This window comes from Nocardia bovistercoris, assembly GCF_015674855.1.
Taxonomy (GTDB): domain Bacteria; phylum Actinomycetota; class Actinomycetes; order Mycobacteriales; family Mycobacteriaceae; genus Nocardia; species Nocardia bovistercoris.
In genome coordinates this window covers 269,538-290,901 of record NZ_JADMLG010000003.1, presented here as the reverse complement: position 1 = coordinate 290,901, position 21,364 = coordinate 269,538, and the positions used below count along the sequence as shown (strand labels likewise).

Sequence of the window (21,364 nt, the reverse complement as noted above, 5' to 3'; positions counted from 1 at the left end):
TTCGGCGGGCGGGCATCGTTGCCGGACAGTGGCTTTCGCCATGTCCGGCGCATGTCGGCGGCTACTGCTACGCTCTGCACGGTGTTCGTGCAGTACTACTTCGCACTGGGCGAATCCGATGCCTCCGCGGTGCACCGGGTGCGTGAGACAGTGCGCTTCTTCCTGGGTTGCCGGGAAGTCGACACCGTGGAATCGGAGCACGGATCCACGGTCGTTCCGGGTCATCCGGTCGATCACCGCGCGCTCGGGGAATTGATGTCCGAGGCGCTGCGCAATCTGGACCGAGCCACCGAGGTGCCCGACCGTCATCTCGTCACCCCCATGCTCGGCTTCGATTTCGCGTGCGCCTGGAACTACGCGGTCGACCCGTGGTGCCCGCGCTGTCGCACCCCGCTCGAGGGCTGGGACGGCGAGGCGTGGATGCACGGCGCCGAGCCGTTCGAAACCTGCTCGGCCTGCGAATTCACCGGCCTGATCGGCGACTGGGACCTGACCAACGCGGCCTTCGCGAAAACCAATTGCGGTGTGGCGCTGCTGGATTGGCCGAATCTGTGGGAATGCGCCGTCGAGGTGCACCGGCACGCGCTCGGACTGATCGGGCGGCGCTCGCGCTACCTGTGCGGCGGCGTGTGAGCACCGGCCGGTCACGCGGTGGCGCGTCGGGACACCTGTCCGGCGCGCCGCGTGATATCGAGGAGCGATGACCTCGACGCGAAGTTCCTATGATGCGGTGGTGGTCGGCGCAGGCCACAACGGCTTGGTCGCCGCGGCCTATCTCGCCCGCGCCGGACGCTCGGTGCTGGTGCTGGAACGCCGGGACCACGTCGGCGGCGCCGCGGTCTCCGCGCGGGTCTTCCCCGGCGTCGATGTCCGGCTCTCGCGCTACTCCTACCTCGTCAGCCTCCTGCCGCGCCGGATCGTGACCGACCTCGGACTGTCCTTCCTGACCCGGCGCCGCCGCATCTCCTCCTACACCCCGGTCGGAACCGGCGGACTGCTCATCGACACCGCCTCCGAAGCGCGCACCAGGGACAGCTTCCGCGCCACCACCGGCTCCGACCGCGATTTCGACGCCTGGCGCGAGTTCTACGCCGCCACCGCACGCTTGGCCGCCCGCGTGTTCCCCACGCTGACCCAGCCGTTGCCGACCCGCGCGCAGCTACGGCGACTGGTCGACGATCCGCGCCTGTGGGAGGAGGTGTTCGAACGCCCGCTCGGCGAGACCGTGGAGGCCCGCTTCGCCGACGACGTCGTGCGCGGAGTCGTCATGACCGACGCGCTCATCGGCACCTTCACCCACGCGCACGATCCGACTCTGCTGCAGAACCGCTGTTTCCTCTATCACGTGATCGGCGGCGGCACCGGCGACTGGGACGTGCCGATCGGCGGCATGGGCGCGTTCACCGACGCCTTGGCCGACGCGGCCAGGTCGGCGGGCGCCGAGATCGTGACCGGATGCGAGGTCACCGGCATCGACACCGACGGCGTCACCGCCGAGGTGCGCCACAGCGACGGCCTGGCGCACGCCTCCCGCGTCCTGGTCAACGCCTCGCCCTACGACCTGTCCCGGCTGCTCGGCGAGCCCGCGCCGCCGAAACCGCGAGGATCGCAACTCAAGATCAACATGGTGCTGGACCGCTTGCCACGCCTGCGCGACCCCTCGGTCGACCCGGCGCTCGCCTTCGCGGGCACTTTCCACGTCGCCGAATCCTACGAACAACTCGAACGCGCCTACCGCGAGGCCGCGAGCGGAACCAGACCCGCCGCGCCCCCGTCGGAGATCTACTGCCACACCCTGACCGACCCGTCGATCCTGTCCGACCGGGCCGCCGCGCGCGGCCTGCACACCCTCACCCTGTTCGGCCTGCACACCCCGGCCGACCTGTTCGCCGCGACGCCGGAACAGACCCGCAGCGATCTGGTGGTCGCCACGCTGGCGCAACTGGATTCGGTGCTCGCCGAACCGATCGCGGGCTGTCTGGCCGTTGACGCCGACGGCATGCCGTGCCTGGAAGCCAGGTCGCCGGTCGACCTGGAGCGCGAGATCGGCCTGCCGGGCGGCCACATCTTCCACCGCGACCTGTCCTTCCCCTACGCGGAGCAGGAGTCGACCGATCCGGCCGAGCGCTGGGGCGTCGCGACCGGTCGGCCGACGGTGCTGCTGTGCGGCGCGGGCGCGGTGCGCGGCGGCGGAGTCAGCGGAATTCCCGGCCACAACGCGGCGATGGCGGTGCTGGAAACGTGACCGCGTTCGCCGCCGGATCTACGGACTCGACCTGACGGCTCGGTGGCCGTGGTTCGGTCGTGCACCGAGAGGACGAGCAATGTGGGTGCCCGCCGCGGCATAGGCGTCGCGATCGACCGGGCGCAGTCCCGTCGAAATGGTTCTCCACGGGATCTCCACACTCGCGTCGCCGCCCGCGCACATTCGGTTCCTACTGTTGCCGATATGGACAGTGTGCGACTCGAACAGCGCCGACACCTCGCCGGATTCGCCCGGTGGCGGGAAGAATTCGCGGCGAAGGCGGTCGCGCGCGCTGCGGTCGGCGACCCGGACTGGGAGCGCGGCGCGCGACTCGACGCTTCGGTGATCCGCAGCATTCAGCGATTCCAAGTCGGCGAGAGCGGCGACGGCGCGAACCTGATCGCCAAGGCCGAGGCCGCGGGTGACCCCGAATACACCGCCGCGGTGCGGATGTTCGTGGCCGAGGAGGCCAATCACGCGCGGCTGCTCGAGCGGCTGCTCACCGCCGCGCAGGCGCCGATCATCTCCGGGCACTGGAGCGACGCGGTATTCGTCCGACTGCGGCGCGCGCTCGGCTTACGCACCGAACTGATGGTGCTGATGGTCGCCGAGGTGGTGGCGCTGCGGTACTACAGCCTGCTCGGTCGAGGCGTCGACGATCCGCTGACGCGTCGGGTGGCGGCGCTGATCTTCGAGGACGAGAAACGCCACGTCCCGTTCCACTGTCAGCGCCTGCGCGCGGAATTCACTCGCGCGCACCCGATCACCCGCGCGGTGGCGGTGGCGCTGTGGTGGGTGGTGCTCATCGGGGCAACCGTGGTCGTGGCCATCGACCACGGCCCTGCACTACGCCGGTTCGGTTGTCGCCGTCACCAATTCGTGCGATCCGGCATCGCGCTGTTCGGCGCGATCCTGCCCGGTGCGCTGCCCCCGCGCCGAAATCGACGCGTCGGATAGCGCTGTCACAGCCCGCCGAGTCGAGTGAGCACCTCGAGCGCGGCGTCGACGGCACGCCACGTCAGATCGATCTCCTGCGCGGCGGCGGGCGCGAGCGCCGGATCCTGGAGTGCGAGACCGTTGGCGAAGATGAACACATTGGCCCCTGAGTCGGCGAACCGCAGCAGCGCCACGCTGCCGACGCCTTCGCCCAGCACCGCGTCCAGCCCCTCGCCGACGAAGTAGAAACGCCACAGCGGACCGAGGTCGCCGCCGTAGACCTCCTTGGTTCGGGAGACGATCAACCCGCCGTGCCCGGCGATGGCGTCCACGATGCGGAAGTTGTCGGGCGCGTTGTCCGGCGTGGCGCGGCTGTCGGCCAGCGCGTAGGACAGGTCGACGCTGAGGTGCGCGTTGTATCCGGCCATCGCGACCCGCGCGGCCGAGAGTTCGCACCGCTGGGCGAGCGCGAAGTAGTGCGCCCACTGCGGCGGCACCGGCGCGCCGGTGAATTCGGCGTGCACGGCGTCGAGGAAGCGGGCCAGCAGCAGCAAGCTGATCCGGTGCGCCCATTCGGGGTCGCGGAAGGCGGCCGGGTCGCGCTGCATCGGCATCACCGCCGCCTGTTCGACCGCGTCCAGGCCCAGCGGCAGCAGCCCGCGGCGGTCGCGGTGGCGCACCAGGATTTCGGTGAGCCCGGCGTGCCGGTCGACGGCCTGTTCCAGCCGCTGCATGGTCGATCCGGTGAGCACCGAGGTATCGGAGAGTTCGGTGATCTGCCGCATCTCGGCCTCGCTCAGCGGCGACCCGCACGCCTGCGCGGCCACCGCGCCCGCCGGGGTCGGAACGACGGCGGTGAGCGCGGCCGACAGCACCACGAGCAGTCCGGCGACACCGATTCGTCGCGCGGTCGTGCGGGATGCGGTGCGGGAGTTGGTCATCACGGCTCCGTATTCGCTGATCGATGCTGCGGAGTCGACCGGCCTGCACCGGTCGCGGGGATGGTCCGGACGTCTCGGAGCCTAGCGAACGCGGGTCGGGTCCGCATGCGCCGGTATCGCTACGAGGTCTTGCGCAGCGTTCCGCTGATGGTGCCGCCGAGCAGGCCGGGTGTGCTGTAGCTGAGGGTTCCGTCGTTGCGCAGGGTGACGCTGGACTCCTTGCCGTCGTCCACGCAGTCCGCGCCGCTGTTCGCGGTATCGAGCGCGGCGGTGAAATGCAGGGTGTCCTCGGCCACCGAGGTCACCGTCTCCAGCCGCGAGCATTTCGTGCCGACCAGCTTGCCGGTGTTGGACGAGGTCGCGGCCTGGTCGCCGACCGTGCCGCCGTGGATGGTGAGTTCGATGTCGAAGCCGAGCAGCCCGTCGTTGGCGGTGCCGCGCCAACTGCCGAGGAACGCGTCGGGGATCGGCGATCCCGACTCCGCCGCGCTGGTCTCGGTCGCCGACGGCTCGGTCGTTTCGGGGTCGGTGGTCTCCGCGTAACTGGGCTCGGTGCTCGACGCCGAATCGACCGAGTCATTGCGCAGCTGGTTGCCGACCACGAACGCCCCGACCGCGACGACCACGGCGATCACGACCAGACTCACGATCAGGCCGATCCGCGTGCGGTCGCGTTTCGGTGCCTGCGCGACCTGCGGCATCATGTGCGGCGGCGGGTGCTGACCGCCCACCGGGTTCTGCTGCCATCCCGGCTGCGGAGTCTGCCATCCCTGCGGGGCGGAACCCCGGGTGTCGCCGGACACCCACGTCGGCGTCGAGGCCGGATAGCGCGGACCCGAGGCCTGCCCGGTCGGCGCTGCGGCGGGCGGCTGCGTATAGCCCGCCTGGCCGTGCGGGGTCTGCAACTGCTCGGGGATGTCGTAGGGTCCGGAATCGAGGTCGAGCAGCTGGACGGCCCGCCTGCTGACCTCGTGCAATACCGGATTCGGCAGCCAGCCGCCGTCCGCGGGCACGCCGATGCGGGCGAGTTCGTCGAGCAACTGGCGCGGGGTCGGCCGTGCGCCTGCGTTCTTGTTCAGGCAGGACGCGATGAGCGGGCGCAACCGGTCCGGCACGGCGTCCAGGCGCGGCTCCTCGTAGACCACGCGCCACAGCATCTGCACGGTGTCGCCGGTGCCGAACGGGCCGTGTCCGGTGGCCGCGAACACCAGCACGCCGCCGAGGGCGAAGATATCGCTGGCGGGCACGACCGGTTCGCCGGTGACCTGTTCCGGGCACATGAATCCCGGCGATCCGATCACCTTGCCGGTGGTGGTGAGCGCGGTGTCCTCGACGGCGCGGGCGATGCCGAAATCGATCACCTTCGGACCGTCGAGCGCCAACAGCACATTGGAGGGTTTCAGGTCGCGGTGCACGACCCCCGCGCCGTGGATGGCCGACATCGCCTCGGCGAGTCCGCGGGCGAGGACCAGGATCGCGTCCTCGGTGAAGGTGCCGAACTGCTCCACCGCCTCGGCCAGCGAGAATCCCGCGACGTAGCCGGTGGCCAGCCACGGCGGGTTCGCGTCGACGTCGGCGTCGAGCACCGGGGCGGTGAACGCGCCGCCGACCCGGCGCGCCGCGGTGACCTCGCGGCGGAACCGCATCCGGAACTCGCCGTCGCCGATGAGGTCGGGCCGGATCACCTTCACCGCGACCGTGCGCCCACCGGCATTGCGTCCCAGGTACACCCGCCCCATGCCCCCGGCGCCGAGTACGCCGAGGAGGCGGTAGTCCCCGATCCGTCGCGGATCGTCCATGCCTAGCGGTTGCATCGCGAGCCTTTGTTCCCTTCGGGTGAATCGAGCTAGGCGAAAGGCTACCGACAACGCCGACATCCACCCAGACCTACTGCGCGATCACAGCCGCGACTGCACCTGAGCCGCGATCAGTTCGAGGTGGTCGAGGTCGTGCGGATCGAGGATCTGGAGGTAGACGCGACCGGTCCCGATCTCGGCGTACCTGCCGATCTTGTCGACCACCTCGGCGGGCGAACCGGCCAGACCATTGCGTTTCAGCTCGTCCACGTCGCGCCCGATGGCCTCGGCGCGCCGGGCCACCTCGGCGTCGGTGGCGCCGACGCAAGCCACGAGGGCGTTGGAGTAGATCAGGTCCTCGGGTCTGCGCCCGCGCGCCTGCGCCGCCGCCCGCACCCGGTCGAACTGGCGCGCGGAATCCTCGACCGAGGAGAACGGCATATTGAATTCGGTCGCGTACTCGGCGGCCAGCCTCGGGGTCCGGGTGGCGCCCTGGCCGCCGATCAGCAGCGGCACCGGATCCTGCACCGGTTTCGGCAGCGCGGGGGAGTCGACCAGGCGGTAGTGCTCGCCCTCGAAGTCGAAGGTGTCGCCGACCTTGGTCGACCACAGTCCGGTGACCACGGCCAGCTGTTCCTCCAACCGGGCGAATTTGTCGGTCGGGAACGGAATGCCGTATGCGGTGTGCTCCGCGGCGAACCATCCGCTGCCGAGCCCGAGTTCGACTCGGCCACCGGACATGCGGTCCACCTGCGCGACCTGGATGGCCAGCGGTCCCGGCAACCGGAAGGTCGCGGCGGTGACGAGGGTGCCGAGTCGGATACGCGAGGTCTCTCTGGCGAGTCCGGCGAGGGTGATCCAGGCATCGGTGGGGCCGGGCAGTCCGTCGGCGCCGCCCATCGCCAGGTAGTGATCGGAGCGGAAGAACGCGTCGAACTCCAATTCTTCGGCGGTCTTCGCGACGGTCAGCAGCGTGTCGTAGTCGGCGCCCTGCTGCGGTTCGGTGAAGATGCGCAATTTCATGGGACCTATCGTGCACGATGGATTCGCCGCGCCGATGGCCGCCCGACCGGAGCGCGAGATACGGTGTCCCGCGATGAAACCCCAGCGCGAACGGACCATCGTGGTCATGGGAGTCAGCGGAAGCGGGAAATCGACCGTCGGCGCCCTGCTCGCGCAAGCGCTGGACGTGCCGTTCGCCGAGGGTGACGCGCTGCACCCGGCAGCGAACATCGCGAAGATGAGCGCGGGCGTCGCGCTGACCGATGCGGACCGAGCGCCGTGGCTGGACCGGGTCGCGACTTGGCTGGGGCAGCACCTCGACGGCGGCGTGATCACCTGCTCTGCCCTGAAACGCGCCTACCGCGACCGCCTGCGCGTCGCCGCACCCTCCGTTTTGTTCGCGCACCCGCAGACCGACCGCGTGGAGTTGGCGCGCCGAACAGCCGCGCGCCGCGACCATTTCATGCCGCCTGCCCTATTGGACTCCCAACTCGCCACCCTCGAGCCGCTCGCCACCGATGAACACGGCGTCACCGTGGACGCGACCGCGGCGCCCGAGCGGATCGTCGAACAACTGCTCGCGGCGATGGGATTCGCCTAGGGTCGCCGACCGGCGGTGAGCCGAACCCGAACAGAGCGCGGCGCCGGGTGTTTTCGAGCGATGCTCGCCTGCCTTATCCCGGCGCCGGGCACGACTGCCCCGACACCACCGGAATGCACACCCCCGTCGCGTCCGACAACAGCAGACCGCCGCCGACGACCAGTGCCGCCACCGCGATCACACCGAAGAACAGCACCCACACGATGCCGGGGACGCGGGTCAGCCGAGCCAACTGATCGGCGTCGGAATCGACATTGCCCGGAGTGTTGCGCAGCCTGCGGACCCGCCCGCGCTGGAGTTCGAGCACCGGACGCGCGCCCGCCAACAGCAGGAACCAGGCCCCGAGAAACGCGAAACCGGCCTGCACCGTGTCGGTGCCGAACCACGACACCGCGAACACGAGCCCGCCGAGCCCGACCACCGTGCACACGCCGTACACATTGCGCACCTTGACCAACACCGCGGCCAACAACGCGATCGCCGTCCACAGCATGAGCGTGATCCGTTCCGCGCCGAGCAGCGCCGCGAACCCGAGCCCGAGCAGCGGGGGCGCCGGATAACCCGCCATCGCGGTCAGGATCATGCCGAGCCCATACGGTTTCCCGCTCGACACCGTCAACCCCGAGGTATCCGAATGCAAGGTGATGCTGTTCAACCTGCGCCCCGTGAGCAGCGCGAACAGCGCGTGCCCGCCCTCGTGCGCGATCGTCACCACATTCCGCGTGAGCCGCCACAACGGCCGATAGCTCACCAACACCAACGCCGCCACCCCGGTCGCCACCACCAACCACCACGGCGGCGGCGCCTGCGTGGTCGTGAGTCGATCGATGATGGAACTCCCGCGATCGACCAGTTCCGCTCTGTCCACCCGCCGCACCCTATCCCCTCACACGCCGGTGTGAGACACCTCAGTGTGCGTCAACCCCGCCCCGAACACGCCGAAACCCGACCGATCCGAGCGCATCACGCCAGGTTGCGCAAGCCCGCGCGCCCCGGTCGGTCGATTACGCTTCGCAAGCGTCCGCGTACTTCACGGCGAACCAGGCTCGGTCGGAATTCGCTTCGCGAGGTGATGCGAGCGACAGACCGGTCCGAGCCGCCTCGGTTCCTCACAGGATCAAATCCACGAGCGGAATTCCGCCCTCGGTGCTCCACATACAAGCGTCGGCTTCTCTTGTGAATTCTGTTCTGTCACAGTCGGATCGTCTGCCGATCTGCGGCGGATCGGCGGGCGGCCGCGAGGATGTCGGTGGTGGCGACGGCGTCTTCCGGGGTGACCGGTACCGGCGCGTCGTCCAGGACGGCCGCGGCCATCGCGGTGTAGAAGGCGGGGTAGTCGCCCGCGCGGAGGGGGTGGGGGCTGGTCTGGTTCTCGGTCCCCAGCGTGCCGTGGCGGACGGACTCGCCTGTGCCCCAACCGGGCTCGCCGGGTGCGCGGCCCGCGCGCAGTGCGTTCTCCTGCGGATCGAGTCCGTGGCAGACGAATCCGGCCTCCGAGCCGAGTACGCGGAATCGGGGGCCGAGCAGTGGGGTCACCGCGCTCGCCCAGAGGTGGGATCGCACGCCGTTGGTGTGGGTGAGCGCGACGAACGCGTCGTCATCGGTGCGTACCTCGGCGCGGCGGCGGTCGAGTTCGCAGTAGACCGAGTCCACAGGGCCGAACAGTGCGTACGCCTGGTCGACCAGATGCGGTCCGAGGTCGAACAGCACGCCCGCACCCTCTTCGGCCGCGCCGATCTCGCGCCAACTGCCTTTCGAGACGGGTCGCCACCGTTCGAATCGGGACTCGAATCGGCGCACCGAACCGAGTCGTCCCGAATCGAGAAGGTCGCGTACGGTCAGGAAGTCGTTGTCCCAGCGGCGATTCTGGAACACCGACAGCGGCACACCGGTCTCGCGCGCGGCCGCCGCCATGGTGCGCGCCTCCTTCGCGGACAGCGCGAACGGCTTGTCGACCACCGTGGCGATCCCCGCGCGCACGGCTCGCAGCGCCAGCGGGGCGTGCGTGCGGTTCGGTGACGCGATGACGACGAGATCGATGCCGCCCGGGTCGGCGAACAGTGCGTCGGTATCGGGAACGATCCGCACCCCGGGGTACGCGCGGCGCGCCGACTCGGCGCGTTCGGCGGATCCCGTGACCACCGCCGCCACCCGCATACGCGGTTGCGCCGCGATGAGCGGTGCGTGGAACACCGACCCGGCGAGCCCGAACCCGATGACGGCGACCTCGACGCTGCGCATGATCCAGACGCTACCGCCTGCCACACCCGGGCCGACCGGCACCCTATTTACCGAAGAGGTCAATTATCGAGCGATACGATCAAGTCGCCTTTCTCGGCATGGGGTGAAATCTCACCGGAGAATACGATCGAGTACCGGTCCGGCCCTGATCGATGGAAGTCCAGCGCCTTGACCGCTCCCGTGAATCGGCTACCGTCGGACTTCCTCAGTTCTACGGCTTCGCCGACGTTCATTTCACCCTTGATATGGCCGACAATAAATGGTTCCGGCATAAAACTGACGGGGAATATATCGATAATGGTGAACTCGGCCACTACTTGCCTCGCTTTGCCACAACCGAATGAGCACCTATGGCGGACCGTACACCACTGTGTAGCCATCAGCCTTCCACGCCGACAGCGACACCGACACCTACGTCCAGCAGTAGAGGGGTCCCGCCGAAATATCCGGGTGACTTCAGTTCTCGAGTGCGTGGAGGGCGTGGAGCGCGGCTTCGGTCGATGCCTCGGACGCGGGGAGCAGGGGGAGTCGCACGGTCGGGCTGGGGATATGGCCTTCGCGGGTGAGGACGGTTTTCAGCACGGTCGGGTTGGGTTCGGCGAACAGGGCCGATGACAGCGGTGTCAGTTGGTGGGCGGTCCGGCGGGCTTCGGTGAGTCGTCCCGAATGCCAATGGGCGAGCATGCCGGCGTATTGCGCCGGTGCGATGTTGGCGGCGGCGAGGATCGCGCCCGTCGCGCCGAGTGCGAGGAGGGCGGGGGCGAGTACGTCGTCGCCCGCGAGGATGGCGGTGCGGTGCGCGTGGGTGGCGAGGAACGCGGCGGTGGTGTCGTCGACGACGCCCGCGGAGTGTTTGAAGCCGATGACATTCGGGATCTCGGCCACCTCGCGCAGGGTCTCGGTGTCGAGTGTGCGGCCGGTCCGGTAGGGGATGTTGTAGACGACCAGCGGCAGCGGGCTCGCGGCGGCCAGTGCGCGGAAGTGGGCGACCACGCCCGGCTGCGACGGGCGCGTGTAGTAGGGGACAACGGTCAGCGCTGCGCTCACCCGAGGGTCGAGTGCCGCGAGCGCGCGCACCGAGTCCGCGGTGCAGTTGGTTCCGGCGCCCGCGAGCAGCGGAACCGAGCGTTCGGCGCACACGCTCGCGCACACGTCGAGTACCCGCGCGCGTTCCTCGGGGGAGAGGGTCGCGGGTTCGCCGGTGGTGCCGAGTGCGACGAGTCCCGCCGCGCCCGCGTCGAGGACGCGATGGGCGAGTCCCGCGAGCGCGTCGGCGGCGAGTTCGCCGCCGGTGGTGAAGGGGGTGATGAGCGGTACGAACAGACCGGTGAGCGACATACCGTCAGCTTGCGCCCGCATTTGCTTCAGGTCTATTTCACCTTTCCGATCCTGACCTTAAGCTGAGCTGATGCTCGATGTCCGCAGACTCCGACTGCTCCGGGAACTGGCCAACCGCGAGACGATCACCGCCGTCGCCGAGGCGCTGTCCTATACGCCGTCGGCCGTCTCCCAGCAGCTCACCGCCCTCGAACGCGAGGCCGGGGTGCCGCTGCTCGTCCGGACCGGACGCCGGGTGACGCTGACCCCGACCGGCGCGTGGCTGGTCCGCAAATCCGAGGTCGTCTTCACCGCGCTCGCCGAGGTCGACGCCGAACTCGCGCGCATCGCGGGCCAACTCACCGGCACGCTGCGCATCGGAGTCTTCCCGACCGCCGTGCGCGCCATGCTCACCCCGGCCCTGGTCGCGCTCAGCCGCGACCACCCCGACCTCGAACTGCGTGTCACCGAACTCGACCCGGCCACCGCGCCCGACGCCCTGCGCGCCGAAACCCTCGACATCGCCCTCGTCCAGGACTACGACCACGTGCCTGCGTCCCCCGATCCGGCCCTGGACACCGACCCCCTGCTCCGCGAGACCATCTACCTCGCCGCGACGGCGGAAGGCGCCCTCGACGACCACCGCGACCAACCGTGGATCCTCGCGACACCGGGCACCCTCTGCCACGCGATGACCGTACGCGCCTGCGAGGCAGCCGGATTCACCCCGCGCGCACGACACATCGCCGACGACTTCGGCACCGTCCTCGCGCTCGTCGCCGCATGCCAGGGCGTGGCGCTGGTTCCGGAACTCGGTGCGGGACAACCCCCGGACGGCGTGGTCCTCACACCCCTGCCCCTCGCGCGGGTGACCCGCCTGGCCTACCGCCGCGGCACCGGTGACCATCCCGTGGTGGCAGCCGGACGCTCGGCGCTGCGCACGGCCGCGGCCCTCGTGACACGCGGATGAGCGCCCGGCGATTCCGCGCGGGCTTCGCCGAGCGGGAGCCGTCGGAACCGCTCGCGAAATCCACCGTCGGGAATGGTCCGCTGGTTCGGGTGGCCGACATACACTCCGGAGTGATGGCCCGATCTGTGGGGTAGGTGTCCTTGTGGACCTGAGAACGGGTGACCAGACTGGGGATATGGAAACGAGGACCCGCGGCGAGGTGGTGGTGGCGGTGGCCGACGGGGTGCTTATGCTCGACGTCGCGGGCCCGGCGCAGGTCTGGCACTGGGCGGGCAGGCGAGTACGGTTCGCCTCACCGGACGGCCGGCCGGCGCGCACCGACATCGGCGCACCACTCGGTGTCGATTGCGCGCTCGCGGAGGTGGATTCGAAGATCGACACCCTTGTCGTGCCGGGATACCCACCGGAGGAAATGGTTTCGCCGCCGCTCGTGCGCGCGGTCCGTGAACTGGCCCGAAACGCACGGCGTATCGCCTCGGTGTGCACGGGGGCGTTCGTCCTGGCCGAGGCCGGACTTCTGGACGGTCGGCGTGCGACCACGCATTGGATGGCGTGCGCCGAACTGGCGCAACGGTTTCCGAGCGTCTCGGTGGAACCCGACGCGATCTACGTTCGGGACGGCGACGTCATCACCTCGGCGGGTGTGACCGCGGGCATCGATATGGCCCTCGCGCTCGTCGAAGCGGACGACGGCCAGGAAGCGGCACTCGACATCGCGCGCCATCTCGTGGTTTTCCTGCGCCGACCCGGCGGCCAGTCGCAGTTCAGCGTGCGGGAGAGCGTGCGCACCGCCCGCACCGGCGTCGTGCGCACCGTGCTGGACGCGGTGGCCGCCGATCCGAGCGCCGACCACAGCCTCGCGGCCATGGCCGAACGCGGCAGTGTCAGCGGTCGTCATCTCACTCGACTGTTCCGGCGGCAGACCGGGCTGTCCCCGGCGCGCTATGTCGAACAGATCCGGGTCGAGGCGGCGAAGGCATTGCTGGTGTCGGGCGACGACGGTGTCGCGACGGTCGCCCGCCGATGCGGATTCGGATCCGAGGAAAGTATGCGCCGCAGTTTCGTCAAGCTCCTCGGCGTCGCCCCCACCGAATATCGTGGCCGATTCCGCGCGAACGCTGGCTGACCTCCATCCGGACGAACCCCGAAGACACGCTTCCTCGTTCGCGGTGACACCGCACCGATGCTCACTCGATCGAACAGTTCACGCTCACAAGGAGATTCGCCATGCCCGAAATCGCCGCCAAGCACACGGACGATCAACTCGACCTGCCCGCGACCACACTGGCCCGTGACGTCACGAACCTGATCACCGAATCGCTGGAACCGCACCTACGCAACCACAGCATCCGCGGCTACTTTTTCGGACGCGCGCTCGCCGAGTCGCAGGGGCTCGAGCCCGACACCGACTACGACACCGAAACCCTGTACCTGATCTGCGCTCTGCACGATATCGGCCTGTCCGACATCGCCTGCGGAACCCAGCGATTCGAGGTGGACGGCGCCGACTACGCCGCGCGATGGCTCGAGTCCAGAGGCGTCGCGGACCCGATCATCGATGCGGTGTGGGACGCCATCGCTGCCCACACCAGCAGATTCTCCGACTCGCCCGTCTACCGTCGCCGCCGCGCCCCCGAAATCTGGATCGCCGTCGCAGGCATCGGCACGGATGTGGCGGGCGGCCCCGCCGATCTGCCGCCCGGATATGCCGACCGCGTGCACGCGGCCTACCCGCGTCTCGGCGGAACCCCCGCGCTCACCCGCGCCATCGAAGAGCAAGCGCTCGCCCATCCCGAGAAGGCGCCGCCGACCACGCTCGCGGGTGAGCTCGTACGGCAGCGACACCCTGACCTGCCCTACACCACTTGGGACATGATCGTCGCCACGCGCGGCTGGAGCGACTGATCCGGCGTGCTCAACCCGCGGCGGGCGCGGATTCGGTGGCCTTCAACTCGGCCTTCCACTCGCGGAACCCCTCTTCGGTGCGACCGCGCCGCCAGTACCCGGAGATGGAGTTGGCCCATTCGGCGGACACCTCGCGCTCGCGGCGGATGTAGCGGCGCAGGTCGTGCATGACGGCGTGCGCTTCACCGTGGATGAAGACCTGCACCTGCCCGTCGGACCACGGCGCCGCGCGCACCGTCTCGGCCAGCAGTTCGCCCGGTCCTCGGGCGCCACGGTGCAGCCAGGTGAATTCGACGCCGTCGGGCTTGTCGATGGGCAGTTCGTCGTCGGGACCGGCGACCTCGACGAACGCCTGACCTTTCGCCTCGCCGCCCATGGCGGCGAGCGCGGCGGAGATGGCGGGCAGCGCGGCTTCGTCACCGGCCAGCAGATGCCAGTCGGCGTCGGCGCGGGGCGAATACGCGCCGCCCGGCCCGTAGCAGTCGATGGACGCGCCGGGTTTCACCTCGGCGGCCCACGGTCCGGCGATGCCCTCGGCGCCGTGGTAGACGAAGTCCGCGGCGATCTCACCGGCTTCGCGGTCGACCGAGCGCACCGTGTAGGTCCGCAGCACTTCGATCCCGTCGTGGTCGAAGATGAATTTGACGTAGGAGTCGGTGAATTCGCTCGCGCGGAACGCCTCGAATCCGGGCCCGCCGAGGTGGACGCGGATCAGGTGCGGGGTGAGCCATTCGGTGCGCTGGACGATGAAGGTCGTGCGGGGTCGTGCCAAGATTGCCTCCGGATCGAGTGGACTAATTAGGCATGCCTTACCCAACGGTACTCGCCCGCGCCGTTATTCCGGCTCACCCGCCGACGCGCCCGATTCGATTCAGCGTGACCCATACCGCAGACGCCGCCCGCGCGACCGGCGAGCATTGTCGTTCATGACACAGACCGTGCCGACCCCCGCCAACGCCGTCCAGCAGCGCTACCGCGACGCCGAACCGACGGAACCGGCCGACTGGAACCCGGTGCTCCAGGTCGTGCACGAGCACCGCTCGGTGCGCCGCTACCTGCCCGATCCGGTGTCCGAGGCCACCCTGCGACTGCTGATCTCGGCCGCCCAGTCCGCCCCGACCTCCTCGAACCTCCAGGTGTGGAGTGTGGTCGCGGTGCGTGACGCGAAACGCCGGGCGCGGCTGGCCGACCTCGCGGGCAACCAGGACCACATCCGGCAGGCGCCGGTGCTGCTGGTGTGGACCGCCGATTTCGCCCGGCTACGCCAGCTGGCCGAGGACAACGACGCACCTCTGGAAGGTGCCGACTACCTGGAATCCAGCTACGTCGGTTTCATCGACGCCGCGTTGGCCGCGCAGAACGCCGTGGTCGCGGCGGAGTCGCTGGGACTGGGCACCGTCTACATCGGCGCGCTGCGCAACAAACCGGAGGAGGTGGCGGCGGAACTGGGGTTGCCCGACTCCGTATTCGCGGTGTTCGGCCTGGTCGTCGGGCATCCCGATCCCAGCGAGGGCGCGCGGGTGAAGCCGCGCCTGCCCCAAGCTGCGGTCCTGCATCACGAGACCTATGACCTCGAGGCGCAACGCGACCATGTCACCGCCTACGAGACCAGGATCGCCGAGTTCTACGCCGAACAGGACCTCGCGCATTCCTGGCGGGAACGGGTACTGGCCCGCCTCGCCTCGGCGGCAAGCCTGAACGGCCGCGACCGGTTGCGCGAATCCCTGCTCGGCCGCGGCTTCGGCCTGCGCTGACTCAGGCCGCGACCTTCTCGGCGAGCAGTTCGAACGAGCGGATCCGCGCCTCGACGTCGTAGACCAGGGTATTGACCATGAGCTCGTCGGCGCGGGTTCGCTCGAGCAGCGCGGTGAGCTGGGTGCGCACCGTGTCCGGCGAACCCTGCGCCTGACCTTCACGCCGGGCCAGCACGAACTGTCGTTCCCGATCACTCATCGGATAACGAGCCGCCTCCTCGGGCGTCGGGAGCGCCTGCGGCCGCCCGCCCGCCAGATGTAGGAAGGCCAGATCGCGCGGCAGCGAAAGTTCTTCGGCGCGTTCGTCGGTCTCGGCGCACACGACGGCGACGGCGACCATCGCGTACGGCTTGTCCAGATGTTCGGAGGGCCGGAAATTCTCCCGATAGAGCGCGAGCGCGGGTTCGGTATTGGCCGCGGAGAAATGGTGGGCGAACGCGAACGGCAACCCGAGCATCCCCGCCACCTGAGCGCTGAACCCGCTGGAACCGAGCAGCCAGATATCGGGCCGTTCCCCGCGCCCCGGCGTCGCCGTGATGCCTGCGGGATCGGTGCCGTGGAAGTAGCGCAACAGCGCGGCCAGTTCCTGCGGGAAGGAATCCGCGTTGAGACCTTCCCGCGTGCGGCGCAGAGCCAGCGCGGTCGCCTGATCGGTGCCGGGAGCGCGCCCGATACCCAGGTCGACCCGTCCCGGATGCAGTGCGTTGAGCGTCCCGAACTGCTCGGCGACCACCAGCGGCGCGTGATTGGGCAGCATCACGCCGCCGGAACCGAGGCGAATCGTCGAGGTCGCCGCACCCACATGCGCCAGCAGCACACTCGGCGCCGAACTCGCGATACCGGGCATGTTGTGATGTTCAGCGACCCAGAAGCGCCGGTATCCCAGCGCCTCCGTGCGTCGCGCCACCTCTGTCGTCGCCGCGAGCGCGGCACCCGCGCTGCGGCCTGCCTCCACCGGCGCGAGATCCAGAACTGACAGCGGGACGTCAAGCAATGCGGGCTCCTCTGATGGTCGACATCAAGAGCCAACGCCGCCCGACCCGACCGTTATTTCACGAGCCCGCGGGCGACACGAACTCCGGCTGATCGAGCAACCGGAGCCAACTCCCGTCGGCCTGGCGCCGCGCCACCTGAGCGCGAGCACCCGCACCGTCCCTCGGCGGTGTGGAGGTGAGCGCGATATCACCGCTGACCAGCGTCGGCAACGGCGGCTCCTGCTCGAAGCGCGGACGATTCGCCAACACCTTCTCCCACAGCACGCGGATCGCCTCCCGCCCGACCGTCTCCCCACCCGGCGGATACGCCAACACCGCGTCCTCCTCGTACAGCGCCGCGACCCCCGCCGCGTCACCGGCATTGGACCGCTCGACGAACAAGCGGGTGAGATCCTCTGGGCGCATGGCCTTTTCGTACTCCGACATGATGTCCTCCTGAGGTTCGACTGCTTCCGTACCTCCACTCTGGCCCAGGCGTTGCCAGTAGTCCAACAGATAGATCTGCTGGGAACTAGAATCCATAGTCATGGAACTCAGGCAGTTGGAATACTTCGTCGCCGTCGCCGAAGAACAGAACTTCACCCGTGCCGCCGAACGCGTGCACATCAGCCAGTCCGGGGTCAGCGCCCAGATCCGGCAACTGGAATCCGAACTCGGCGCCGAACTGTTCGACCGCTCCGCCCGCGTGACCACCCTCACCCCCGCCGGGAAAGCCGCCATCGAGCCCGCCCGCGCTGCCCTCGCCGCCGCCGAGTCGGTCGGCCGCGCCGTGGACGAGGTAACCTGCCTCGTCCGAGGCGCCCTCACCGTTGGCATGGTCACCGGCTGCACCATCACCCCACTGTTCGACGCCCTCGCCACCTTCCACCGCGCCCACCCCGGCGTGGAAATCACACTGCTGGAGGACAACTCCGACAAACTCACCGCGGGCGTCGACACCGGCGCCATCGACACAGCCCTCATCGGCGCCGCCGCCACCCCGAACGCCTTGCACTCCCACACCATCATCAGCGAACAGCTCGTCGCGACCTTCCCGCCCGACCACCCCCTCGCGAAGAAACGCCGACTCACCCTCGCCGATCTGCAACCTCATCCGATCGCCTGCATGCCCCCCGGCACCGGCCTACGCACCGTCTTCGATCAAGCCTGCGCGTCCCGAAATATCCACCCCCCGATCACCTTCCAAGCCACCGCCCCCGACGCCATAGCCGACCTCGCCACCCGAGGACTGGCCGTGGCCATCCTCAGCGAATCCATGGCCACCCACTACCGAGACCGCCTCACCCACCGCCCCCTCGCCGACATCGAAACCCCCGCCCTACTCTCTTTGATCTGGAAGACCCCGAACACCCCCGCACTCCGCGAATTCCTCACCCACGCTCGCCGTGCCTTCGGAAACTCTTGATAGTAAATCGTTTTCGGCCTTGTCGAAGGCGTGCTTCCGCAGGCGGGATCTACTCGGCGGAGTCGATGGGCCAACAATCGACGCCGGAATCAGGCTGCCGCGAAACCGCTTTCGGGCGCGGTGGGCAAGCGCATCAACTAGCGCTGGGTCCCAACGCGGAGGGGGCGGGGGTCGGGGCAGGCTCCTTGAGTTCGATGAACAGGGCGTGGGAGTCGGTGTCGCCGATGTTCTCGCCCGCGTGTTCCTGGGCGGAGACCCAACGGATCTGTCCCGCGGTCAATTCGACCTCGACCTGCTGTCCGCCCGAGGAGATGCGGCGGCGGAACGAGCCGAGCGGGTAGAGAACGCTGTCGGGATGGGTGTGCGGGCGGGTGCGGTCGCCGGGCTTGTCCCGGTATTCCAGGACGCGTACGCGATCGTTCTCGAAGATCACTCGGTAGAGATCGGGGTTGACGTCGATCGGATCAATGCACATGGCTGCCTCCGGCGCTCGATATGGGATCACAGTACCATGATGGGTATGTCGGTACCATATGAGCAGACGGGGCGGCGCAATCAGAAGACCAGAACTCGCGAGGCGCTGGTCGCCGCCACCCGTACCCTGTTGGAAGCCGGAGGCATGCCGACCGTCGAAGAGGCGGCCGCGGCCGCGGCCATCTCCAGGACGACGGCCTACCGATATTTCCCCAACCAGCGCGCCCTACTGGCCGCCGTCCACCCCGAAATCGACGAGATATCCCTGCTCACCGAACCCGCCCCCACCGATCCGTTCCAACGCCTCGAGCTGGTCATGCGCGAATGCGTCCGCATCACCACCGAATGGGAACCCGAACTACGCACCTCACTGCGCCTGTCCCTGGAACCCGACCCCACCGCCCCGACCCCGCTGCGCCGAGGGCGAGCAATCGACTGGATCGAACAAGCGCTGACCCCCCTGCGCGACACCCACCCGCACCTGGACATCCGCCGCCTCGCCATCGACATCCGCTCCGCGACCGGCATCGAATCCTACATCTGGCTCACCGACGTAGCTCGACTCCCGGCCTCCGAGTCCATCGAAACCCTCTGCCGCACAGCACAAGCCATCCTCGCCTACGCGCTGGCAGCGCCACACCCGCGCGATACCGACCACTGAAGGCGCCTGGAAGCCACCTATCCGAAGGCGGTACGCCGCACCTCGACCTCACCCGCGATCGGCGGATACGACGAGTGCGTCGAATATCCAGTCGTGCGCCTGTCCCACGGTCACGCGAGTCCCGAGGAACCGCGCCGTGAGAGCCCAATAGCGATGGATCCGACGGTCGGAATCGGTGGCGTCGACCAGCATCAGCTCGCGGAAGTGCGGGGAGTCGCGCTGTCCTCGGGCCTCGGCATGGGCGTGGACGAACCTGTCGAGTTCGCCGCCGACACGTGGGCGCACACCTTTCGACAAGAGTCCCACCACCTCCGCCATGACGCTTCCTATCTCGGCGTACAGCTCACCGGGATCGCGGATCAGCTCTGGATCGTGGCGCCAGAATTGTTTCCGCACCGTGCGTTTCATGTCCGGATCGGCGGCGAGTGCGACCAGTTCCGCATAAGCCAGTATTTCGTCCGGGGACGGCTCGTCGGGTGGCTGGGGAATATTCCAATGGATCCAGCCGTCGACGTCGCCTCGAGGTATTCGCGCGAGAACGCGCCGCCAGAACCGCACGAGCGCATCGTGAGCCGCGACCGCGTCCTGTGCGGCGGCCAGTAGCGCGAGCCGCCGCGCTCGCTGTGCCGGTGCGGCTGCCCCGATCGCCCGCAGCGCCGCCCGCCGCCATGCCAGTGACCTGAATTCGACATCCAGTCGCACGCTTTCGGCGGCTACGGCTTCGGCTATCGACTGCTGTCCACGCACCACCTCGCCGATCGAGTCGAGTCCGAGGCCGAGCGAGCGCAATCGCCGGATCAGCAGAAGTCGTTCGACGGCGCGGTCGGCCTCGAACATCCGATGCCCACCCGCGCTGCGCCGGGATTCGAGAATGCCCTCGTCGCAGTAGAAGCGAATCGTTCGCACCGTGAGACCGGTGCTGCGCGCCAACTCCCCGATGCCGATCAGCGAACTCGACTGTGTGGCGTCCATCACAAGGTATTGCACCTCCAGTCCGGTGGAGGTTTTAGCGTACCGGCATCGCTACTCGCACAACGCGCTACTTCAACCGAGGAGAACTGTTCATGGTCGCCACCCAGGACGAAATCGTCGCAGGCATCGCGCAGATCATCGAGGAGGTGACCGGTATCGATGCCGCCGAGGTCGTACCCGAGAAATCCTTCATCGAAGATCTGGAGATCGACTCGCTGTCCCTGGTCGAGATCGCGGTGCAACTCGAAGACAAATACGAGGTCAGGATTCCCGACGAGGATCTGTCGAGCCTGCGAACCGTCGGTGACGCCGTGGCCTATGTCCAGAAGATGGCCGCCGAGGAACCGCACTTCGCCGCCGAAATGGAGGCGAAGTTCAAGGAAGGTCACGGAAAGTGAATCCGCCGACCCGCCCCGCGTCGCCCCGGGGCGTCGATGATCGCTGATCCGCAGTTGAACCCCGCGGCGGTCGAACTCGGCACCTTCTTCCAGCAGCCACCCGACACCGTGTGGCGCGCATTGACCGAGCCGGACCTACTGGCGCGGTGGCTCCTACGCCCCTCCGGATTCGCGGCCGTAGTGGGCACCAACTTCCGATTCACCACCCCGGACTCCCCGGCCGACGAGATCGCCTGCGAAGTACTGGCCGTCGAGCCGTGCACACAATTGACCTATAGCTGGGTGTATTCGAGAGCCGAGCACCCGGCCGAATGGATCGTGGAATGGACGATCCGCGCACAGGGTCGAGGCACCCGACTTCTGCTCACTCAAACGGGTTTCGACATCTCCGACCGCCGCCAGAAGATGGTCCGCAACGCTGTCGAACGAAGCTGGAAGCGCCGCGTTCTGCCAAAACTCGGCGCGGTCGTCCATCGCTGACGAAGCCCCTCGATGACGTACGAGGAAGTCGGCGTGACGATCGATGTGGCAGATGTCGAATTCGTGCACGGCGTGCACGAACTCCTCGTCGGGCGGGTGCGTCCCTCGAACGGTGTCGAGATCGGCCGGACGTCGATCGGTCCGCGCGCATCGGGCGACAACACGAACGCTCGACCGACAGTGGTCCCGGCCGGGTAGACTCTGCTGTGTCGAAGTCGGTGCGCACACACGAAGATTCGCGCCCGCGATCGTTCGATGTCGCGTGGTCTCG

General features: G+C 68.7%; 25 protein-coding genes. 13 read left to right on the top strand and 12 right to left on the bottom strand.

The genetic code is table 11. From position 1 onward, the window contains the following. Window positions 1-81 precede the first annotated feature (81 nt). The 3 genes from IT779_RS09385 to IT779_RS09375 all read left to right on the top strand — a co-directional run bounded on the left by IT779_RS09385 (window position 82) and on the right by IT779_RS09375 (window position 3,202). A complete protein-coding gene (locus IT779_RS09385) occupies window positions 82-633 on the top strand; it encodes a hypothetical protein (protein ID WP_196148831.1) in 552 nt (183 codons plus the stop codon). Between the two features lie 67 nt (window positions 634-700). Further along, window positions 701-2,245 carry a phytoene desaturase family protein gene (locus IT779_RS09380; protein ID WP_196148830.1) on the top strand — a complete coding sequence of 515 codons (1,545 nt, stop codon included), beginning with the start codon at window positions 701-703 and terminating at the stop codon, window positions 2,243-2,245. A gap of 204 nt (window positions 2,246-2,449) precedes the next feature. Further along, window positions 2,450-3,202, top strand: coding sequence for a ferritin family protein (locus tag IT779_RS09375; RefSeq protein ID WP_196148829.1), 753 nt, complete (start codon window positions 2,450-2,452; stop codon window positions 3,200-3,202). Window positions 3,203-3,207: 5 nt separating this feature from the next. Here IT779_RS09375 and IT779_RS09370 read toward each other — a convergent pair whose 3' ends face one another. The 3 genes from IT779_RS09370 to IT779_RS09360 all read right to left on the bottom strand — a co-directional run bounded on the left by IT779_RS09370 (window position 3,208) and on the right by IT779_RS09360 (window position 6,941). Continuing rightward, window positions 3,208-4,122, bottom strand: a complete 915-nt coding sequence (locus tag IT779_RS09370) for a DUF5995 family protein (protein ID WP_196148828.1) — start codon at window positions 4,120-4,122, stop codon at window positions 3,208-3,210. A gap of 119 nt (window positions 4,123-4,241) precedes the next feature. Beyond that, on the bottom strand, window positions 4,242-5,936 hold the full coding sequence (locus IT779_RS09365) for a serine/threonine protein kinase (protein ID WP_196148827.1): 1,695 nt from the start codon (window positions 5,934-5,936) through the stop codon (window positions 4,242-4,244). A gap of 84 nt (window positions 5,937-6,020) precedes the next feature. Then, window positions 6,021-6,941 carry an LLM class F420-dependent oxidoreductase gene (locus tag IT779_RS09360; protein WP_196148826.1) on the bottom strand — a complete coding sequence of 307 codons (921 nt, stop codon included), beginning with the start codon at window positions 6,939-6,941 and terminating at the stop codon, window positions 6,021-6,023. A 73-nt stretch (window positions 6,942-7,014) separates the two neighbouring features. Between IT779_RS09360 and IT779_RS09355 the strand changes: the two genes are divergently transcribed. Beyond that, window positions 7,015-7,521 (top strand): gluconokinase, encoded by a 507-nt coding sequence (locus IT779_RS09355; protein ID WP_196148825.1) that lies wholly within the window; start codon window positions 7,015-7,017, stop codon window positions 7,519-7,521. Window positions 7,522-7,594: 73 nt separating this feature from the next. On the opposite strand, the gene IT779_RS09350 is transcribed toward IT779_RS09355, so the two are convergent. The 4 genes from IT779_RS09350 to dapA all read right to left on the bottom strand — a co-directional run bounded on the left by IT779_RS09350 (window position 7,595) and on the right by dapA (window position 11,100). After that, window positions 7,595-8,389 (bottom strand): M50 family metallopeptidase, encoded by a 795-nt coding sequence (locus tag IT779_RS09350; protein ID WP_196148824.1) that lies wholly within the window; start codon window positions 8,387-8,389, stop codon window positions 7,595-7,597. Between the two features lie 323 nt (window positions 8,390-8,712). Beyond that, on the bottom strand, window positions 8,713-9,762 hold the full coding sequence (locus IT779_RS09345; protein ID WP_196148823.1) for a Gfo/Idh/MocA family oxidoreductase: 1,050 nt from the start codon (window positions 9,760-9,762) through the stop codon (window positions 8,713-8,715). A gap of 59 nt (window positions 9,763-9,821) precedes the next feature. Further along, on the bottom strand, window positions 9,822-10,076 hold the full coding sequence (locus IT779_RS09340) for a hypothetical protein (RefSeq protein WP_196148822.1): 255 nt from the start codon (window positions 10,074-10,076) through the stop codon (window positions 9,822-9,824). A gap of 142 nt (window positions 10,077-10,218) precedes the next feature. After that, a complete protein-coding gene (dapA, locus tag IT779_RS09335) occupies window positions 10,219-11,100 on the bottom strand; it encodes a 4-hydroxy-tetrahydrodipicolinate synthase (protein WP_196148821.1) in 882 nt (293 codons plus the stop codon). 70 nt (window positions 11,101-11,170) lie between these two features. Here dapA and IT779_RS09330 point away from each other — a divergent pair, with 70 nt between their 5' ends. The 3 genes from IT779_RS09330 to IT779_RS09320 all read left to right on the top strand — a co-directional run bounded on the left by IT779_RS09330 (window position 11,171) and on the right by IT779_RS09320 (window position 13,954). Next, window positions 11,171-12,049: a LysR family transcriptional regulator gene (locus IT779_RS09330; protein WP_196148820.1), complete on the top strand. Its 879-nt coding sequence runs from the start codon at window positions 11,171-11,173 to the stop codon at window positions 12,047-12,049. A gap of 175 nt (window positions 12,050-12,224) precedes the next feature. Further along, the gene (locus IT779_RS09325; protein WP_196148819.1) at window positions 12,225-13,175 is read left to right on the top strand and encodes a GlxA family transcriptional regulator; all 951 of its coding nucleotides are present in this window, start codon (window positions 12,225-12,227) and stop codon (window positions 13,173-13,175) included. Window positions 13,176-13,276: 101 nt separating this feature from the next. Further along, a complete protein-coding gene (locus IT779_RS09320) occupies window positions 13,277-13,954 on the top strand; it encodes an HD domain-containing protein (protein WP_196148818.1) in 678 nt (225 codons plus the stop codon). A 10-nt stretch (window positions 13,955-13,964) separates the two neighbouring features. Here the strand turns inward: IT779_RS09320 and IT779_RS09315 are convergent, their stop codons facing one another. Next, window positions 13,965-14,726 carry a siderophore-interacting protein gene (locus IT779_RS09315; protein WP_196148817.1) on the bottom strand — a complete coding sequence of 254 codons (762 nt, stop codon included), beginning with the start codon at window positions 14,724-14,726 and terminating at the stop codon, window positions 13,965-13,967. 154 nt (window positions 14,727-14,880) lie between these two features. Between IT779_RS09315 and IT779_RS09310 the strand changes: the two genes are divergently transcribed. Continuing rightward, window positions 14,881-15,708, top strand: coding sequence for an NADPH-dependent oxidoreductase (locus tag IT779_RS09310; protein ID WP_196148816.1), 828 nt, complete (start codon window positions 14,881-14,883; stop codon window positions 15,706-15,708). Window position 15,709: 1 nt separating this feature from the next. Here IT779_RS09310 and IT779_RS09305 read toward each other — a convergent pair whose 3' ends face one another. Together IT779_RS09305 and IT779_RS09300 are read right to left on the bottom strand one after the other, a co-directional pair. Further along, window positions 15,710-16,702, bottom strand: coding sequence for an LLM class flavin-dependent oxidoreductase (locus IT779_RS09305; protein WP_196148815.1), 993 nt, complete (start codon window positions 16,700-16,702; stop codon window positions 15,710-15,712). Window positions 16,703-16,760: 58 nt separating this feature from the next. Further along, a complete protein-coding gene (locus IT779_RS09300; RefSeq protein ID WP_196148814.1) occupies window positions 16,761-17,129 on the bottom strand; it encodes a YybH family protein in 369 nt (122 codons plus the stop codon). Window positions 17,130-17,229: 100 nt separating this feature from the next. Here IT779_RS09300 and IT779_RS09295 point away from each other — a divergent pair, with 100 nt between their 5' ends. Further along, the gene (locus IT779_RS09295; protein ID WP_196148813.1) at window positions 17,230-18,108 is read left to right on the top strand and encodes a LysR family transcriptional regulator; all 879 of its coding nucleotides are present in this window, start codon (window positions 17,230-17,232) and stop codon (window positions 18,106-18,108) included. Between the two features lie 133 nt (window positions 18,109-18,241). Here IT779_RS09295 and IT779_RS09290 read toward each other — a convergent pair whose 3' ends face one another. After that, window positions 18,242-18,583, bottom strand: a complete 342-nt coding sequence (locus IT779_RS09290; protein WP_196148812.1) for a cupin domain-containing protein — start codon at window positions 18,581-18,583, stop codon at window positions 18,242-18,244. Window positions 18,584-18,628: 45 nt separating this feature from the next. Between IT779_RS09290 and IT779_RS09285 the strand changes: the two genes are divergently transcribed. Further along, on the top strand, window positions 18,629-19,243 hold the full coding sequence (locus IT779_RS09285) for a TetR/AcrR family transcriptional regulator (RefSeq protein ID WP_196148811.1): 615 nt from the start codon (window positions 18,629-18,631) through the stop codon (window positions 19,241-19,243). Window positions 19,244-19,291: 48 nt separating this feature from the next. Here IT779_RS09285 and IT779_RS09280 read toward each other — a convergent pair whose 3' ends face one another. Next, a complete protein-coding gene (locus IT779_RS09280; protein WP_196148810.1) occupies window positions 19,292-20,215 on the bottom strand; it encodes a MerR family transcriptional regulator in 924 nt (307 codons plus the stop codon). Window positions 20,216-20,307: 92 nt separating this feature from the next. On the opposite strand from IT779_RS09280, the gene acpM reads away from it, so the two are divergent. The 3 genes from acpM to IT779_RS09265 are packed head-to-tail and all read left to right on the top strand — an operon-like array spanning window position 20,308 to window position 21,291. Next, window positions 20,308-20,613 carry a meromycolate extension acyl carrier protein AcpM gene (gene acpM / locus IT779_RS09275; RefSeq protein ID WP_196148809.1) on the top strand — a complete coding sequence of 102 codons (306 nt, stop codon included), beginning with the start codon at window positions 20,308-20,310 and terminating at the stop codon, window positions 20,611-20,613. Window positions 20,614-20,649: 36 nt separating this feature from the next. After that, window positions 20,650-21,093, top strand: a complete 444-nt coding sequence (locus tag IT779_RS09270) for an SRPBCC family protein (protein ID WP_196148808.1) — start codon at window positions 20,650-20,652, stop codon at window positions 21,091-21,093. A gap of 12 nt (window positions 21,094-21,105) precedes the next feature. Then, window positions 21,106-21,291 carry a hypothetical protein gene (locus tag IT779_RS09265; protein WP_196148807.1) on the top strand — a complete coding sequence of 62 codons (186 nt, stop codon included), beginning with the start codon at window positions 21,106-21,108 and terminating at the stop codon, window positions 21,289-21,291. Window positions 21,292-21,364 lie beyond the last annotated feature (73 nt).